The 15,838-nt window shown below is 31.5% G+C and carries 15 protein-coding genes; 8 read left to right on the forward strand and 7 right to left on the reverse strand.

Annotated features, from left to right (window positions below; all coding sequences use genetic code 11):
* The first annotated feature begins 101 nt into the window (after positions 1-101).
* From B4L98_RS13340 to B4L98_RS13350, 3 genes are read left to right on the forward strand one after another with little or no spacing between them, the layout of a single operon-like run.
* A complete protein-coding gene (locus B4L98_RS13340; protein WP_291072190.1) occupies positions 102-644 on the forward strand; it encodes an RNA polymerase sigma factor in 543 nt (180 codons plus the stop codon).
* Between the two features lie 44 nt (positions 645-688).
* Positions 689-1,246, forward strand: a complete 558-nt coding sequence (locus B4L98_RS13345) for a C40 family peptidase (protein ID WP_038334631.1) — start codon at positions 689-691, stop codon at positions 1,244-1,246.
* 8 nt (positions 1,247-1,254) lie between these two features.
* On the forward strand, positions 1,255-3,081 hold the full coding sequence (locus B4L98_RS13350) for a hypothetical protein (protein WP_291078458.1): 1,827 nt from the start codon (positions 1,255-1,257) through the stop codon (positions 3,079-3,081).
* A gap of 54 nt (positions 3,082-3,135) precedes the next feature.
* Here the strand turns inward: B4L98_RS13350 and B4L98_RS13355 are convergent, their stop codons facing one another.
* Together B4L98_RS13355 and rbfA are read right to left on the reverse strand one after the other, a co-directional pair.
* Complete coding sequence (locus B4L98_RS13355; RefSeq protein WP_291078460.1) at positions 3,136-4,320, reverse strand: ABC transporter permease; 1,185 nt, start codon at positions 4,318-4,320, stop codon at positions 3,136-3,138.
* Positions 4,320-4,679, reverse strand: a complete 360-nt coding sequence (gene rbfA / locus B4L98_RS13360) for a 30S ribosome-binding factor RbfA (protein WP_038334637.1) — start codon at positions 4,677-4,679, stop codon at positions 4,320-4,322. The genes B4L98_RS13355 and rbfA overlap by 1 nt, the downstream gene beginning before the upstream one ends.
* A gap of 94 nt (positions 4,680-4,773) precedes the next feature.
* Between rbfA and B4L98_RS13365 the strand changes: the two genes are divergently transcribed.
* Complete coding sequence (locus tag B4L98_RS13365; RefSeq protein ID WP_019975256.1) at positions 4,774-5,172, forward strand: group III truncated hemoglobin; 399 nt, start codon at positions 4,774-4,776, stop codon at positions 5,170-5,172.
* Between the two features lie 57 nt (positions 5,173-5,229).
* Here the strand turns inward: B4L98_RS13365 and B4L98_RS13370 are convergent, their stop codons facing one another.
* From B4L98_RS13370 to B4L98_RS13385, 4 genes are all read right to left on the reverse strand, one after another.
* Entirely contained in the window at positions 5,230-6,603 is a 1,374-nt protein-coding gene (locus B4L98_RS13370) for an NAD-dependent succinate-semialdehyde dehydrogenase (RefSeq protein WP_291078462.1), read from the reverse strand.
* Between the two features lie 411 nt (positions 6,604-7,014).
* Positions 7,015-8,574 carry a replicative DNA helicase gene (gene dnaB / locus B4L98_RS13375; RefSeq protein ID WP_291074322.1) on the reverse strand — a complete coding sequence of 520 codons (1,560 nt, stop codon included), beginning with the start codon at positions 8,572-8,574 and terminating at the stop codon, positions 7,015-7,017.
* A gap of 99 nt (positions 8,575-8,673) precedes the next feature.
* A complete protein-coding gene (locus B4L98_RS13380; RefSeq protein WP_038334644.1) occupies positions 8,674-9,627 on the reverse strand; it encodes an acetyl-CoA carboxylase carboxyltransferase subunit alpha in 954 nt (317 codons plus the stop codon).
* Positions 9,628-9,784: 157 nt separating this feature from the next.
* Positions 9,785-10,963, reverse strand: a complete 1,179-nt coding sequence (locus tag B4L98_RS13385) for a thiolase family protein (protein ID WP_291078464.1) — start codon at positions 10,961-10,963, stop codon at positions 9,785-9,787.
* A 191-nt stretch (positions 10,964-11,154) separates the two neighbouring features.
* Here B4L98_RS13385 and B4L98_RS13390 point away from each other — a divergent pair, with 191 nt between their 5' ends.
* The 3 genes from B4L98_RS13390 (at position 11,155) to B4L98_RS13400 (ending at position 14,059) form a co-directional block, all read left to right on the forward strand.
* Positions 11,155-12,459 carry a M28 family metallopeptidase gene (locus B4L98_RS13390; RefSeq protein WP_291078466.1) on the forward strand — a complete coding sequence of 435 codons (1,305 nt, stop codon included), beginning with the start codon at positions 11,155-11,157 and terminating at the stop codon, positions 12,457-12,459.
* A 463-nt stretch (positions 12,460-12,922) separates the two neighbouring features.
* Positions 12,923-13,495, forward strand: coding sequence for a hypothetical protein (locus B4L98_RS13395; protein WP_125349041.1), 573 nt, complete (start codon positions 12,923-12,925; stop codon positions 13,493-13,495).
* A gap of 117 nt (positions 13,496-13,612) precedes the next feature.
* Positions 13,613-14,059, forward strand: a complete 447-nt coding sequence (locus tag B4L98_RS13400) for a hypothetical protein (protein ID WP_115001277.1) — start codon at positions 13,613-13,615, stop codon at positions 14,057-14,059.
* A 60-nt stretch (positions 14,060-14,119) separates the two neighbouring features.
* Here the strand turns inward: B4L98_RS13400 and B4L98_RS13405 are convergent, their stop codons facing one another.
* Positions 14,120-15,073 (reverse strand): isopenicillin N synthase family dioxygenase, encoded by a 954-nt coding sequence (locus B4L98_RS13405; RefSeq protein WP_125349043.1) that lies wholly within the window; start codon positions 15,071-15,073, stop codon positions 14,120-14,122.
* Between the two features lie 272 nt (positions 15,074-15,345).
* Here B4L98_RS13405 and B4L98_RS13410 point away from each other — a divergent pair, with 272 nt between their 5' ends.
* Positions 15,346-15,786, forward strand: a complete 441-nt coding sequence (locus B4L98_RS13410; protein ID WP_291078468.1) for a hypothetical protein — start codon at positions 15,346-15,348, stop codon at positions 15,784-15,786.
* Positions 15,787-15,838: the final 52 nt, after the last annotated feature.

A 15,838-nucleotide genomic window follows, 5' to 3' on the forward strand; every position in this document is an offset into this window, starting at 1 on the left:
TTCGAATCCCTGTGGGTCTACAGATTTTAAGCTTCAATATTTTTATTGAAGCTTTTTTTATACTATATATTTTGTTATATTTATCATAATTGATTTAGTAAATGACATTAGAGGACATAATTTTAGAAGCTAAAAAAGGGAAACGAAATGCTCAGAACGCAGTGATAGAGGTTTTGTGGAACAAAGTTTATCATTATGTATTTTCTAAGATTAGAAACGAAGAAGAAGCCGAAGATATCGCTATAGAAACGTTTACGAAGGTTTTTACAAAATTGAAATTATATAACGAAGATTTTGACTTTACGACTTGGGTAATTTCTATCGCACATAATACGATGATTGATCATATCAGAAAATCTCCAAAACTGAATATTTCTCTTGATGATGAAACCAAATTTTTAGAAATTTTAGAAGATCATCCTTCGCCAGAAGAACATTTGATTTTAAAACAAGATAATGACACGCTGATAAAAGCTATTGCAAAATTGAGAGAACCTTATCAAAAAATTATAGAATTGCGTTATATCGAAGATAAAACATACAAAGAGATTGCTGAAGAACTCAATTTGACCTTACCAAATGTTAAAGTTCGCCTTTTAAGAGCCAAACAATTGTTAACAGAGGTGATGCAAGATAATATTTAGTAAATTTATTCGTTGAAAATTTGTTGAAGAAAACCGGACCGAAAATGAAGAAGCATATATACCTTACAACAATTATTATCGCAAGTTTATTCTTGACGTCTTGTGGAAGTAGTAAAGTAACTTCGTATAAGAAAACTGGTTCTAAAAAAGTTTATACTTCTTCCAAAAAAAACGAATCTACAGAGGTTTTTCGTTCTAAAAATGCTGATGATAGTGCGCCTCGTGATATAAATAAAATTCTAAAAACTGCAAAATCTTACTTAGGAACACCTTACAAATATGGTGGAGTTACGAAAACAGGTTTCGATTGTTCGGGACTGGTTTATGTAAGTTTTAAGGAAATGAATTTAGAATTGCCTCGTCGTTCGAGTGATCAAGCTGAATATGGAAAAGAAATTACAATCGAAAATGTTAAAATAGGTGATTTAATATTTTTTAATACTTCAGGAAATTCAATCTCACATGTAGGTATTGTAGAAAGTATTAATCATGACGGATCAATCAGTTTTGTACATTCATCAACTTCGAAAGGTGTCATCATTTCTTCTCTTGATGAAAATTATTGGAAAACTAGATTTGTAAAAGCGGTTAGACTTTTATAACTTGACGTGTGCTTAAAAAAAGAAATATATTATTAACTTTTTTTGGATTACTATTTTTTAGTTTATCCATAATTGTTAATGCTCAAGAAGATAGTGTCAAAATTGATACAGTTAGAATTGAAAATAAAAATCATTCTAAGTTTAGAAAGTTTTACCAAAAATTATTATTCAAGAAAAAACCAACGAGTTTTCCTATTCAGCCCAATAATAATGTAGGTGATGGAAAATATCAAGGAAAAATTATTCGAAATATTTACTACAAAACACAAGACCCATTCGGATATTCTTTGCAGGACACGACGAGAAAACCGACAAGATGGATTGAAAGAACTGGAAATACACTACACGGGAAATCTAAGCAATTTGTGTTGCGCCAAAATATGTTGTTGAAACAAGGAGATAAATATGATTCTGTAAAAGCAGCTGAGTCTGAGCGTTTAATACGTAGCAATCGTTCTATTCGTCGAGTAGAGATTAAGGAAGAAGCTGTCGGGAATGATTCGGTTGATTTATATGTCAATTCAATTGACTCTTGGAGTATGTTTATTACAGGTTCGGTTTCGAGTTCGAAAGCTGGAATTCGCATTAGAGAGCGAAATTTTTTAGGTTTAGGACATGTGTTTGATAATCGTTACCGTCACAATTACAAAACAGGAAATTCGTTATATCAATTTAATTATACGGTTCCAAATATTGCCCAAACTCGAATTATTGGGAATGTACGTTATTTCAAAAATGAAGATAATCATTATACAAAATCAATCAGTTTTGTACGACCTTTTTATTCGCCATTAGCACATTATGCAGGTGGAGTTTCGGTTGGACAAGTGTATTTTAAAGATTCATTAGATTTCGAAAAACCTATTTTGGTTGATAACCATTTCAAATATAATTACCAAGATTATTGGTTGGCAAGAGCGTTTAGAATTGATGATTATCATTCAGAAAATATTACCAATTTTATTGTTTCAGGTAGATTTTATGATCGATCTTATACCGAAACACCAACTCCAGAAAACGATCCTGTGAACTTTTTTTCTGACCAAACGAATTATTTAGTAGGGATAGGAATTTCTTCAAAACGATATATCAAAACAAAATATATTTTCAATTATGATATTGAAGAAGATATTGCGATAGGGAAATCATTGGGCATTATAGGAGGAATTCAAAATATTCGTCAAACTGATCGTTATTATCTTGGCGGAAAAGCTTCTGCTGGAGGTTTTTTAAATACCGGTTTTTGGGGATTTGGAGTTGAGTTTGGAGGATTTTTTAATAAAGGAAAATTTGAACAAAAAACGCTGTCTGTAGAATTACAATATATGGCAAAGTTGATAAATTGGGGAAAATGGAAGTTCAGAAATTTCATGAAAACTAATTATCTTTTGGGACATGATCGTATAGATTCTCCTGCGGATCAACTTTCGCTTCATGAACACGATTATTTGGGAATGGCAGGTTTCAAATCGGATAGAGGATTAACAGGTCAACAGAAATTAATGTTCGAGTATCAATTGCAATCCTATACACCTTACGAGTTTTTAGGATTTCGTATTTCGCCATTTTTCAATGCGATGGTTGCGGCAATTGGAGATAACAAAAAATTTATACTGAATAATAACCCAATTTATTCGCGTTTTAGTTTGGGTGTGATGTTGACAAATGATTATTTTGTGTTTAATAATATTCGTTTTTCATTGTCGTATTATCCTTCAATTCCTGGACAAGGTGATAATCTAATCAAGACAAATTTATTGGATAATAGAGATTTCCAAATGATGGATTTCGACTTCTCAAAACCAAATTACATTCGTTGGAATAGGTGGGATTAAAGCATAAAAAAAGCTTGAAGATTTCTTCAAGTTTTTTTTATGTCTTAATATTTTTTATTTCACTTGTCTGGAAACGATCCATGAAACCAAACTTCCCAAACCTAACACAGTTACAATAACTGCAATAAAATTTTCGACAGAAAAGATGAATGGAAACGGAACAGTTGGCGAAGCCATAACCAAACCAAAATCTATTTGTAATAATCCAATAACAGAGGCGATTAATAAACCTGTTGTCATCGCAATAAAGGTGATAATAAAACCAGTTTGGAAGAAAATATTACGAATGTTTTTTCGTGATAATCCAAAACTATACATCGTCTGAATTTCTTTCTTTTTATCCAAAATCAAGATAATAATTGTTCCTGCCAAATTGAAACATGCAATGATAATGACTAACGTGAAAATCAAATAACTGATTAAATTTTCCATATTCATTACTTTCAAGAAAGCTGAATCTAAATCTTGTCTGGTTTCGATTTTATAATGAGAACCCAATGCTTTTTGAAGTTGAATTTTCACTTCGTTAAACGATTTTTTTCCAGTCGTTTTTACTTCAATCGAATAACATTGATTTTCGTTTAACAACAATAATTCTTGCGCCAAACCTAAAGTTGTAAAGATGTGTTTGTCGTATTGTTCGTTCAAAATAAAAACGCCAACGCTATACGCATCTTTGCGAGTAAAAGCATCGCTTTCTTGTTTTATTAAACCTGTTCCAGCTTTTGGCATCATCAAATCTGCTGGCGTTATCGGATCGATATAAAGTTGTAAACGTTCTGCAATTCCATTCGAAACAATAAAATTATCATCGCGATTAAAATCTAAATATTGTCCACCATAAATCACCGTATCTAAACGCGTAACTTTGGTAAAGTTTTCGTCAACACCTTTCAAATAGGCAATATCTTGCTTTCCTTTGTAATCGATGTAGACTTTTTCTTCGATGATTTTAGAAAAAGCTTTGACATCTTTTTGTTGCTTCAATTGATCCACAACAAAAGTTAAACTGTCCAATACTTTTCCTTTCGAAGGTGATATTTTAATTTCAGGATTTACATTGCTATAATACTTTAAATTCATTTTTTCTAATCCCGAAAAAACGGATAAAATAATAAATAAAGCCGCTGTAGCAACCAGAATAGCACCAACAGCAATCGATGTAATAATGTTTACGGCGTTTGTATTCGTTTTCGAAAAAATGTAGCGTTTCGCAATGTAAAGTGAAATGTTTCTCATTATAAGATTGGATTATTTCCTTCTCCTCTTAGCGCTTTGTCGATTTTATCCATTTCGTCTAACGAATTATCTAAAATGAAAATTAATTCTGGTGTAATACGCATTTGTTTAGAAGCACTTTTTGATAAAATTCCTCTAAATAATGGTGTATTAACTCTAATTTCTTTGAAAATTTCGTCTTTTTGAGTACTTGGAAAAATACTTACATAGATTTTAGAAACGCTCAAATCTGGTGTTACTTTTACTTCTGTAACACTAATCAAATTTCCAGGGAATTCCTTTACAGCCCATTTTCTAAAAGCTTCTGCTAATTCTTCTTGAAATAATTTACTTACTTTTTGTTGTCTATTGCTATCCAATTTTATTCATTTTTATGAGACTGTAAAATTACTGCATTTTTTCGTGATTAAAAACATTGATGAATTGAATTAAGTTCTTTGTAAATTTGTTTTAATGAAAAAAGATATCGAAACTTCAGAAGATGTTGCTTTATTGGTAAATACGTTTTACGATAAAGTGCAAAAAGATGATGTCATTGGTTACTTTTTTTCGGAAGTTGCAAAGGTAAATTGGGACGAACATTTGCCGCATATGATTCAGTTTTGGGAAACTGTTTTATTAGGAAAAGCAACTTTTGAAGGTTGGCCAATGCGAACACATTTGGTTTTGAGTCAGAAAGAGAAATTAAAACCACACCATTTCGAGCGTTGGATTGAATTGTGGTACGGAATAATTGACGAAAAATTTGAAGGTGAAATAGCAAATGAAGCAAAAAATCGAGCAAAAATTATGCGTGATTTAATTCTTTTCAAAATTGACCAAATGGAACAAAAACAAGGATTTATTCAATAAAAAAATGCAACTTTTATGAAGTTGCATTTTTTGTGTTATTAAGATATGATTGAAAAATTATTTCGCAATCATGATTAATTTTTTATTGATAAACTCCATAATTCCAGCTTTAGAAAGTTCGCGTCCGTAACCCGAATGTTTTACACCTCCGAAAGGTAAATCTGGGCTTGATGAAACTTGTTTGTTCACGTAAACCATTCCCGAATCTATTCTACGAGCGATTTTCTCCGCATTCGGAACATCTTCTGTATAAATAGAAGCGCCTAATCCGTAAGGCGTATCATTCGCAATTTTGATTGCTTCTTCTACATCTTTCACTTTCCAAATACAAACCACAGGTCCAAAAACTTCTTCGTCATAAGCCTTCATTCCAGGTTTTAAATCTGTCAAAATTGTTGGTTGTAAAAAGAAACCATCACAATCAATACGTTTTCCTCCCGAAACAATTGTTGCTCCTTTATTCGCTGAATCATTAATTTGATCCAATAATTTTTCTAATGCACTTTCCGAACTTACAGGTCCCATATTGGTATCTGCTTGTGTAGGATCGCCAACTTTCATTCCGTTTACATAGTCTGTAATTTTTTTCAAATATTCGTCGTAAATACCTTCTTGTACAATAATACGTTTCGAAGAAGTACAGGCTTGTCCAGCATTACGTAAACGACCGTTAATTGTTCCGCTCATCACTTTTTCGATATCCGCATCATTCAAAACAATCATTGGATCAGAACCACCAAGTTCTAAAACCGAAGGTTTTACATTTTTACCCGCGATACTTGCAACCTCTGCACCAGCAGCTTCGGAACCAGTTAAAGAAACTCCAACAATTTTTGGGTTATTGATAATTGTATCTGTGTCTTTTCCTGACATCAACAAGTTTTTGTACAAACCTTTTGGAGCGCCAGCAGCTGTAAACATTTCTTCGAAAGCGATTCCACATTGCGGAATATTAGAAGCTGTTTTCAAAACAACTGTGTTACCAGCCATAATGTGAGGTCCGGCAAAACGCGCAATTTGAGAAAAAGGGAAATTCCAAGGCATAACACCTAACAACACACCAATTGGTTCTGAGACCACATAAGCGTCACCTTTTTCTGTTTGTAAAGGAACATTTGCCAAGAATTCTTCTGCATTATCAGCGTAATATTCGATGATATTTGCACTATAATCAATCTCGATTTCGCTCTCATACAATGGTTTTCCCATTTCTGTTGTAATCAAAGCAGCTAATCGAGTTTTTTGCTTGCGCATTTCGTTTGCAACACGGTTCATAACAGCTTTTCTTTCTTCGAAAGATTCGAATCGCCATGTTTGATATAATTCGTTTGCGTCGTCTATATATTGATTGATTTCTTCGCTTGTGTAGGCTTGAAATTCTTTTTCGATTTTACCTGTAGCAGGATTTAATGTTCTGATTGAACTTGCCATTTCACTCTTTATTTAATGTATACAAAGTTGTAGCAATTCTCGTTCCTAACAAAACTTTTAGGATAAATAAAACTGATAGTTTGTTGAATAAAACTAAATGTAGTTGATTGTTTAGTTTTTATATTAATTTAATCTAGATGATTGTTTGTTGAATTAAGAAATTTCTATTTTTCGAAATGTTTAAGGTTTTAGATTTCTTAAATATTTTTGAAAGATGATAAGTCATTCTGAACTCGTTTCAGAATCACATTATCATATATTATAATTAGTAAAATAAATTTAAAACAATAACGATTTGTCATACCGAGCTTGTCGAGGTATCTTTTATATTATTGATTATAAAAAAATATAATGATGAGAAGCTGAAATGAATTCAGCTTGACCATAATATTACTTAATGAAAATTATTTTCTAAAAAGGTAAATTATCGTCGTCGTTGTTCATGGAACTTGTGAATTCCCCACCGAAATCTCCAAAAGCATCAGAAGGATCAATAGCAGATAAATTCATGGCACTTCCCATTTCTTGAGAACCATCATTCATCGAACTTTGAATTTCGAAATCTCCACCAAACGAAGTTTCTAAATCGGTAAATTTAGCTTGTTCATTAATGAATCGTAAACGTACATTTTCTAACGCACCATTACGGTGTTTCGCAATGATAAACTCTGCTTGTCCAGCACAAGGTTCACTTTCATCATCCCAATATTCCAATTTATAATATTCGGGACGATAAATAAACGAAACGATATCGGCATCTTGCTCAATCGCTCCAGATTCACGTAAATCCGATAGTAAAGGGCGTTTACTCCCTCCACGAGTTTCTACCGAACGAGACAACTGCGAAAGTGCAATAACAGGAATACTTAACTCTTTTGCAATCGCTTTAAGGGAGCGCGAAATCATTGAGATTTCCTGCTCACGGTTTCCATTTGCTTTTCCTCCAGCAGTCATTAACTGCAAGTAGTCAATCAAAATCATTTTCACACCATGTTGAGAAACCAAACGACGTGCTTTTGCTCTTAAATCGAAAATCGAAAGGGCAGGAGTGTCGTCAATATACAATGGAGCATTTTCAAGACCTTTTACTTTTGTGTATAATTGTTTCCATTCGTGATCGGCTAATTTTGCTTTACGCAATTTTTCACCTGAAATTCCAGTTTCACCTGAAATCATACGCGTAATCAACTGAACAGAAGACATCTCTAATGAAAAAACAGCAACCGGAATATTTTTGTCAACCGTCATATTTTTCGCCATCGAAAGGATAAAAGCAGTTTTACCCATACCAGGACGAGCGGCTAAAATAATCAAATCCGATTCTTGCCAACCCGAAGTAATTTTGTCAATTTCTGTAAATCCAGAAGATAAACCAGACATTCCTTCTTTGGTAGATTGGGCTTTAATTTTATCAATCGCTTCGGTTACCAAATCTCTTGCTTCCGAATAACTACGCTTGATTCCACCTTCTGTAATTTCGAATAATTTCGATTCTGAATAATCCAATAAATCAAATACATCGGCAGTATCATCGTAAGATTTTTCAATGACTTGATTCGAAATCTCAATTAAACGACGAAGGATGTATTTTTCTTGAATTACACGAGCATAATATTCCACGTGCGCAGAAGAAGAAACTTTTTGCGTCAATTGAATCAAATAATAATCACCTCCTACACGATCTAATTTGCCTTCACTTTTCAATTCATTCGAAACCGTTAATAAATCAATTGGTTCTGAATCGTTAAATAATTTTTGAATGACAGCATAAATCGCCTGATGCTCTGGACGATAAAAAACTTGCGGTGTAAGAATGTCAATGACTTCGTCTAACCCTTTTTTATCAATCATCATCGCGCCAAGTACAGCTTGCTCTAAATCAACAGCTTGTGGAGGAAGTTTACCTTTCTCTAAACCAATGACATTGTGCTTGTTAGCTGGTGTTTCGGGATTATAATTTGCTTGTTCCATAAGAGTTCCAAAATTAAATAAAAAAACGAGATATAACTAATTTTATATCTCGTTTTAAAATCGTATATTCTACAATAAGTATTATTGTAAAACAATATTTTATCCTGAAAATTCTCCGAATTTTATGTAACGTTCTTGACGTTGTTGTTGTAATTCTTTTGGAGAAAGTTTTTTCAATTCGTTGTAAGTGTCTAAAACTTTATTTTTCAAGTTTGTGTACGCAACTTCTGGTTTGTAGTGTGCTCCACCAAGCGGTTCTTGAATGATATCTTCAATTAATCCTAATTCTAACATATCAGGACCAGTTAATTTCATTTGGGAAGCAGCTTGCTCTTTATAATCCCAACTTCTCCATAAAATTGTAGAACAGTTTTCTGGTGAAATTACAGAATACCAAGTGTTTTCTAACATGAAAACTTTGTTTCCAACTCCAATTCCTAATGCTCCACCTGAAGCTCCTTCACCAATTACAATTGTAATGATAGGAACTGTAAGCTTCAACATTTCGTAGATGTTTTTAGCGATAGCTTCACCTTGACCTCTTTCTTCAGCTTCTAAACCAGGATATGCACCAGGAGTGTCGACTAAAGTCAAGACAGGAATATTAAACTTTTCTGCTAATTTCATCAATCGTAAAGCTTTGCGGTAACCATCTGGATTAGACATTCCGAAACGACGATATTGTCTTTCTTTGGTATTTTTCCCTTTTTGTTGACCAATAATCATAAAAGTTTGACCATTGATTTTTCCCATACCACCAACCATTGCTTTATCATCAGCAAAAGTTCTATCTCCGTGAATTTCGATAAACGTGTTATCTGTGATCGCGTAAGCGTAGTCTAAAGTATAAGGGCGAGAAGGATGGCGAGACAATTGTACACGTTGCCATGGTGTTAAATTACCATAGATTTCCTTCTTTTTATTTTCAATTGCAATTTCAATTTCAACGCAAGCCTGTTTGATGTTAACACCGCTTCCTTCGCCGACGATTTGACAGCTTTGTAACTGTTCTTCTAAATCTTTGATAGGTTGTTCAAATTCTAAATATTCCATACAAAAGTGTTTGTTCAATCCAACAAATATAGAAAAGGTTTTTAAGCCAATTATAATAAATGTCGAATGTTTTTCAGATTTTTTACAAGTATTTTAATTTCAAAAGATAAAAAAGCGTCTACAGATTAGACGCTTTCATCGTGTATTTGATCTAAAATTAGATTTTTTCGATAATCATTGCAGATGCTCCACCGCCACCATTACAGATAGCTGCACCACCAATTTTTCCTCCGTTTTGCTCTAAAACATTTAATAATGTAACCAAAATTCTTGATCCAGAATTTCCAAGTGGATGACCAATAGAAACCGCACCACCATTTACATTGACTTTAGAAGCATCAAGGTTTAATAATATAGTATTTGCAATTCCAACAACTGAAAACGCTTCGTTAAATTCCCAGAAATCAACATCAGCAGCTGTCATATTTGCTTTTTTCAATAATTTTTCAACCGCTTTAGCTGGTGCAGTTGTAAATTTTGAAGGTTCTTGAGAAGCATCAGCATAAGCAATAACTTTTGCAAGAGGTTTTAATCCTAATTCGTTTGCTTTATCTAAAGACATTAATACTAAAGCAGAAGCTCCATCATTAATTGTAGAAGCATTTGCAGCAGTTACAGTTCCGTCTTTAGAGAAAACAGCGCGCAAACCTGGAACTTTATCAAAGTTTACATTTTTATATTCTTCGTCTTCTTTAAAAATAACTGGTTCTCCTTTGCGTTGAGGAATTTCTACAGGAACAACTTCGTTGTCAAATTTCCCATCAGCCCAAGCAGCAGCAGATTTTTTGTAAGAATTAATCGCAAATTCATCTTGCTCTTCGCGAGAAATATTGAACTCAGCAGCACAAGTATCTCCAAAAAGTCCCATCATTTCTTTGCTGTAGTAATCTTGTAAACCATCGTTCACAATTCCATCTAACAAAACAGTATTTCCATATTTATTTCCAGTTCTTGCATTTGGCGAATAAAAAGGAACCATCGACATGTTTTCCATTCCTCCAGCAACAACAACATCTGCGTCACCTAAACGAATTGCTTGTGTAGCAAACATTACAGCTTTCATACCAGAGGCACAAACTTTGTTTACCGTTGTTGCAGGAATCGTATTTGGTAAACCTGCTTTTATCATTGCTTGCTTAGCAGGCGCTTGTCCTTCACCAGCTTGCAATACATTTCCCATATATACTTCATCAACCAAAGATCCATCTAAGTTGATTTTATCTAAAGCTCCTTTAATAGCTGTTGCGCCTAAATCTGTAGCTGGAACGTTAGATAAACTTCCCAAAAAAGATCCCATTGCTGTACGAACAGCTGAAACTATTACGACTTCTTTCATTTAATTGTGATTTGTTGTTTTTATTATGATAACTTAATAATGCAAGATATAAAATTTATAGTAGTATTAATTTGATCTACTTTTTAAAGATTTTTTAAATTTGTTATTGACTTAATACAGATAATTGATTTTTTTTGTTAAAATGATAATTATCTTAGAATAGAATATTTTTTAAGTATAAAATGATTAAAATGCTGAAGATAAAAATGATATTATTTGGTTTGATTTCATGTTTTGCAATTGCAATTGGAAATGCACAAACCTTTGATCAAAAATATTTTAAAACAATTTTAGATTCACTTACATCAAATTCGTTTGCTGGTAGAGGTTATGTAGAAAATGGAATGACATATGCTGGAATTTATTTACAAAACGAATTTCAAAAAAATGGATTGAAATCTTTTTCTAATCACTATAATCAAACGTTTACTTTTCCAATTAATATTATCAAAGATGCAAAACTAAAAATTAATGGAAAAGAATTGAAATATGGAACAGATTTTATCGTAAAACCAAGTTCTAAATCAATTTCAAAAATCAATTTACCTTTTTATTTTTTTGATACAAAAGCCTATATCGAATCATTTCAATCGAAAGATAAAACGAGAGATTTTATTATAAAAGATGATGAATCGCAAAAAGGAAAACATATTATTTTGCCGTCTTTAGTGACTTCTGTAGATTCTATTCAGAAATATTACAAACAATGGGCGAATATTTATGAGAAAGATGAGAATCAAAATCGTGCGATTTTTAGATTTACTTTAGATAAATTAACGTCGAGTCTAAGTCAAAGACAATCTTCGATTTCAGAGTTTATTATTTCAGATAACTTTTATTCTAAAAATTTAAAAATAAATGATTATTCCATTGATTCAGAATTGAATAATTCATTTGAGGCAAATAATATAATTGGTTATATTGACGGAAAAAACAATGATAGCGTTGTTGTGATTTCTGCTCATTATGATCATTTAGGGAAAGTTGGACAAACTATTTTTCCTGGAGCGAGTGATAATGCGAGCGGAACAGCGATGATGATGACACTGATGAAGTATTATTCGAAACATCAACCTAATTACAGAACGGTTTTTATGGCTTTTGCAGGTGAAGAAGCGGGGATTTTAGGCGCAGATTATTATGTTAATCATCCTCTTTTTCCATTGAATCAAATCAAATTTTTAGTCAATTTAGATATTATGGGAGCGGGCGATCAAGGAATTCAAGTTGTGAATGGTAAAGTTTTTAAAAATCAATTTGAAAAATTAGTTGAATTCAATCAAACAAATAAATACCTAAAAGAAGTTAAAATTCGAGGAGAATCGTGTAATTCCGATCATTGTCCGTTTTATTTGAAAGGTGTTCCGTCGTTTTTTATTTACACATTAGGAGGAAAAGGTTTTTATCATGATCCCAATGATACAGCTGAAAGTTTGGATTTGAGTTCCTCTGAAAAAGTATATAATTTGTTGAAAGCTTTTATTGATAAGCTATAAAAAAATAATCCGTTCAAAGTGAACGGATTACTAACCAACCTAAACTACTATAAAAAACTCTAAAAAGTAAAAAGAGTGCGAGTAATTCCAAACTTCATAAATCAATTTCGTTATACTCGTTGTTACTCTTTGTCTTACTATCTATGAATAAATTATTTGACACTGCAAATGTCTAACTTTTATGTCTTGTTTGGAAAAATTGTAAAAGATTTTATTTATAATAGTTATAGAGAATATTTATAATAAACGTTTGTTGTCGGATATTAAACTTTGTATTAATTTGTTAAAAATAAACAATAATAGTTAAAGTGTAATTGTATGAAAGCGTACTTTAACACCTTTTTAACTATTTGTTTACGAAAATATGATGAAATGATAAGATTTGAAATCTTTTCAACTAAATTTGATTTTTGAATCGTAAAGACTTCATAAATTTAAACAAATTTTAAACCAAAACGCCAAAATGAGACTTTTTTTATTGGTTTTTTCCTTACATATTGTGTTATTTGTTGATGCGCAAAATGTTAACCCAAATCAAATTCGAACAAAAATTTACGATACTATTTTACAAGATATCCAAAAACAAAGTTTAGAATTTCCGAACAAAAAAATTGTGGTAGATCCTACGATTAATAAGTTTGAAGATTATAAAATGGACGAATTTGGGCTGAAATTAGATTCGGCGAAATATCTACAAGACACTTCAATTTGTTCTAAATTAACAACCTATAAATGCGTTTCGAAATTTGAGATTGATAATTATTCGATTACCAATGTTTACAAAGATGAAGCAGATGCGTTATATCCTGACTTTTATGGGATTTATGCACCAATCGATTCGTGGTACAATTTGATTTATTATGCGGCTGTTAATCATTTTGAGAAGGATAGAGAATTTCAATTTAACGTCTTAATTCCAGTTCGAAATGTGCAAATGAAAAATAAAACGATGAAGGAAAAAATGTTCTTTTATAACGTTTTGTTTGATGAGCAATTTAAGATTCTAAAATTTGAAAAATTATTATTAAAACATTAAAATTCAATCAGAAAAGTTGTAAATTAGCAAGACTCAAATTTTTAATTGATGTTAAACGTTAGCGCTTATATAGACGAGCTTTTGCAGTTATCAAAAGGCAATTTACGGATTTGCCGTATGAATTGGTGGCTTTTAAAATACGAAGATGAATTTGAGAAAGCAATAGAACAAACGTCTTGTAAAAAGTGGCAAAGATGGCTTTATAATGGAGAACATCCATATCCATGTGTTTGTCCAAAGCGCGAAAAATTATGCGTTTTTATCGATTTATATCGTGAATTGGATCGTTTGACACAAGTGCAACGTTTAGAGAATTTTTTTCACGAATATTTTCAAAAATTTGAGTTGATTAAAGATTCAAAAGAATCTTTAAAAAATTGGATGAATGATATTCGTCCAACGATTTCCTCTATTTATTTATTATTGGATAAGAATGATAATCTAAAAATTAGATTTTATAATTCGGATCCAGTTTTGGAAGTGAATATCAATAAAAATGATTATAAATACACTTTGTTGTGTTTGGATATTTTTAACTACAACATGTATGTAAGAGGCATGTAAATGAAAAGAGAGTTGACAAAATCAACTCTCTTTTTTATGAAATAATAGATTAAATATGGCTTATTTAATTAAACCAATTTCTCTTAAACGCTGAGTCAAGAAATCTCCAGCTGTAATATCTTCAAATTGTTTTGGATTTTCTTCTGTTACACAATCTTCTAAAACAGATAAATCCATTTCAGAAACTGGATGCATAAAGAATGGAATAGAAAAACGAGATGTTCCCCATAATTCTTTCTCTGGATTAACCACTTGGTGAATTGTTGATTTTAATCTGTTGTTTGTGTGACGAGATAACATATCACCAACATTAATCACCAATTCGTCGTCAGCAGCAATAGCATCAACCCAAGTTCCATCGTGACGTTGCACTTGTAATCCACGACCTTGCGCTCCCATTAACAATGTAATCAGGTTAATATCACCGTGGGCACCAGCACGAACTGCATCTTTAGGCTCTTCTGTGATAGGAGGATAGTGAATTGCTCTCAAAATAGAGTTTCCGTTTTTTACTTTATCATCAAAGTAAAACTCGTCTAAACCTAAGAATAAAGCCAAAGCACGTAAAACGTAAACTCCTGTTTTTTCTAATTGTTTGTATGTTTCTTCACCATAAGTGTTAAAACCTGGAACTTCATTTACATCAACATTTTCTGGATAGTTGTATTTCGCTTTATCTTCTTCAGATAAATACTGTCCAAAATGCCAAAATTCTTTCAAGTCACCAACGGTTCTACCTTTTGCATGTTCGTTACCGAAAGCTGTATAACCGCGTTGACCACCAATTCCTTCAACTACATAACTTTGTTTTGTTTCTGTAGGTAAAGCGTAAAATTCGCGAACGCTTTTATATAAATTTTCAACTAATTCGTCAGATAAAAAATGTCCTTTCAAAGCAACGAATCCTATTTCTTCGTATGCTTTACCAATTTCGTTGACAAATTTTTGTTTTCTTGCAGGATCATCAGATAAAAAGTCTGCTAAATTAACCGATGGAATTCCGTTTTGTGACATTTATATTTTTTATAAAATTTCTTCTGCAAAGGTATAGAAAGATTTCTTTTGTGAATAATATTGTTAATAACTTTTTTAATCAACTGTTGGTTTGATGCAAAACTAAGTCGTTTAAATGGTTCTAATTGTTTAAAATATTAATTATAAGTAAAATATGATTTTAAACATAGGTTTTGATAATTTCTATCTTGATAAATATAATTTATTAAAATTACATTATAAATAGTTATTAATAATAGTTGTTTTAAATAATATGAATTAATTTTAAGAATATGAAGAAATATTTATTTGTATTTTTTGTTTGTATTAGCATAATGTTGTTTTCACAAGAGTCTATAAAAACTCCTTTGATATATCTAAGTTGTAAAAAAGTTGAACAGAAGGGAAATGAGGAGTTGAATAAATGTTTTAAACAAAATTTTAGAAAAGATTTTTATAAAATGGTAAGTACGGAATTAAGGTCGAGAAACTTAATTACAAATTATCTTCTTAAAGCTGAATTCAATTTTACTTTTGATGAAAATGGTGTAATTTCTATTTCTGATTTTGAAGGAAGTGAGGATGCGAAAGATATCTTAGAAAAGTCTTTATTTAGATTAAATGAGAGAATTAAAGGAGGTAAATATAAAATTATTCCAGCAAAGAATAATGAAGGGAAATTTATAAAAACCACTATAAAAGTTCCATTTCAATATGCATTTGTGAGAAGTTAATTATTAATCTTCTTTCTAATCGTTATCAATCATTCTATATTTGCAAAAATAT

Source organism: Empedobacter sp. UBA5528, from assembly GCF_002426075.1.
GTDB classification, from domain to species: Bacteria; Bacteroidota; Bacteroidia; order Flavobacteriales; family Weeksellaceae; genus Empedobacter; species Empedobacter falsenii_B.

Coding starts and splice junctions, on each gene's coding strand:
- B4L98_RS13340 (WP_291072190.1), top strand. CDS start 102: ATGACATTAGAGGACATAATTTTAGAAGCTAAAAAAGGGAAACGAAAT.
- B4L98_RS13345 (WP_038334631.1), top strand. CDS start 689: ATGAAGAAGCATATATACCTTACAACAATTATTATCGCAAGTTTATTC.
- B4L98_RS13355 (WP_291078460.1), bottom strand. CDS start 4,320: ATGAGAAACATTTCACTTTACATTGCGAAACGCTACATTTTTTCGAAA.
- B4L98_RS13365 (WP_019975256.1), top strand. CDS start 4,774: ATGAAAAAAGATATCGAAACTTCAGAAGATGTTGCTTTATTGGTAAAT.
- B4L98_RS13370 (WP_291078462.1), bottom strand. CDS start 6,603: ATGGCAAGTTCAATCAGAACATTAAATCCTGCTACAGGTAAAATCGAA.
- dnaB (WP_291074322.1), bottom strand. CDS start 8,574: ATGGAACAAGCAAATTATAATCCCGAAACACCAGCTAACAAGCACAAT.
- B4L98_RS13380 (WP_038334644.1), bottom strand. CDS start 9,627: ATGGAATATTTAGAATTTGAACAACCTATCAAAGATTTAGAAGAACAG.
- B4L98_RS13385 (WP_291078464.1), bottom strand. CDS start 10,963: ATGAAAGAAGTCGTAATAGTTTCAGCTGTTCGTACAGCAATGGGATCT.
- B4L98_RS13390 (WP_291078466.1), top strand. CDS start 11,155: ATGCTGAAGATAAAAATGATATTATTTGGTTTGATTTCATGTTTTGCA.
- B4L98_RS13395 (WP_125349041.1), top strand. CDS start 12,923: ATGAGACTTTTTTTATTGGTTTTTTCCTTACATATTGTGTTATTTGTT.
- B4L98_RS13400 (WP_115001277.1), top strand. CDS start 13,613: ATGAATTGGTGGCTTTTAAAATACGAAGATGAATTTGAGAAAGCAATA.
- B4L98_RS13405 (WP_125349043.1), bottom strand. CDS start 15,073: ATGTCACAAAACGGAATTCCATCGGTTAATTTAGCAGACTTTTTATCT.
- B4L98_RS13410 (WP_291078468.1), top strand. CDS start 15,346: ATGAAGAAATATTTATTTGTATTTTTTGTTTGTATTAGCATAATGTTG.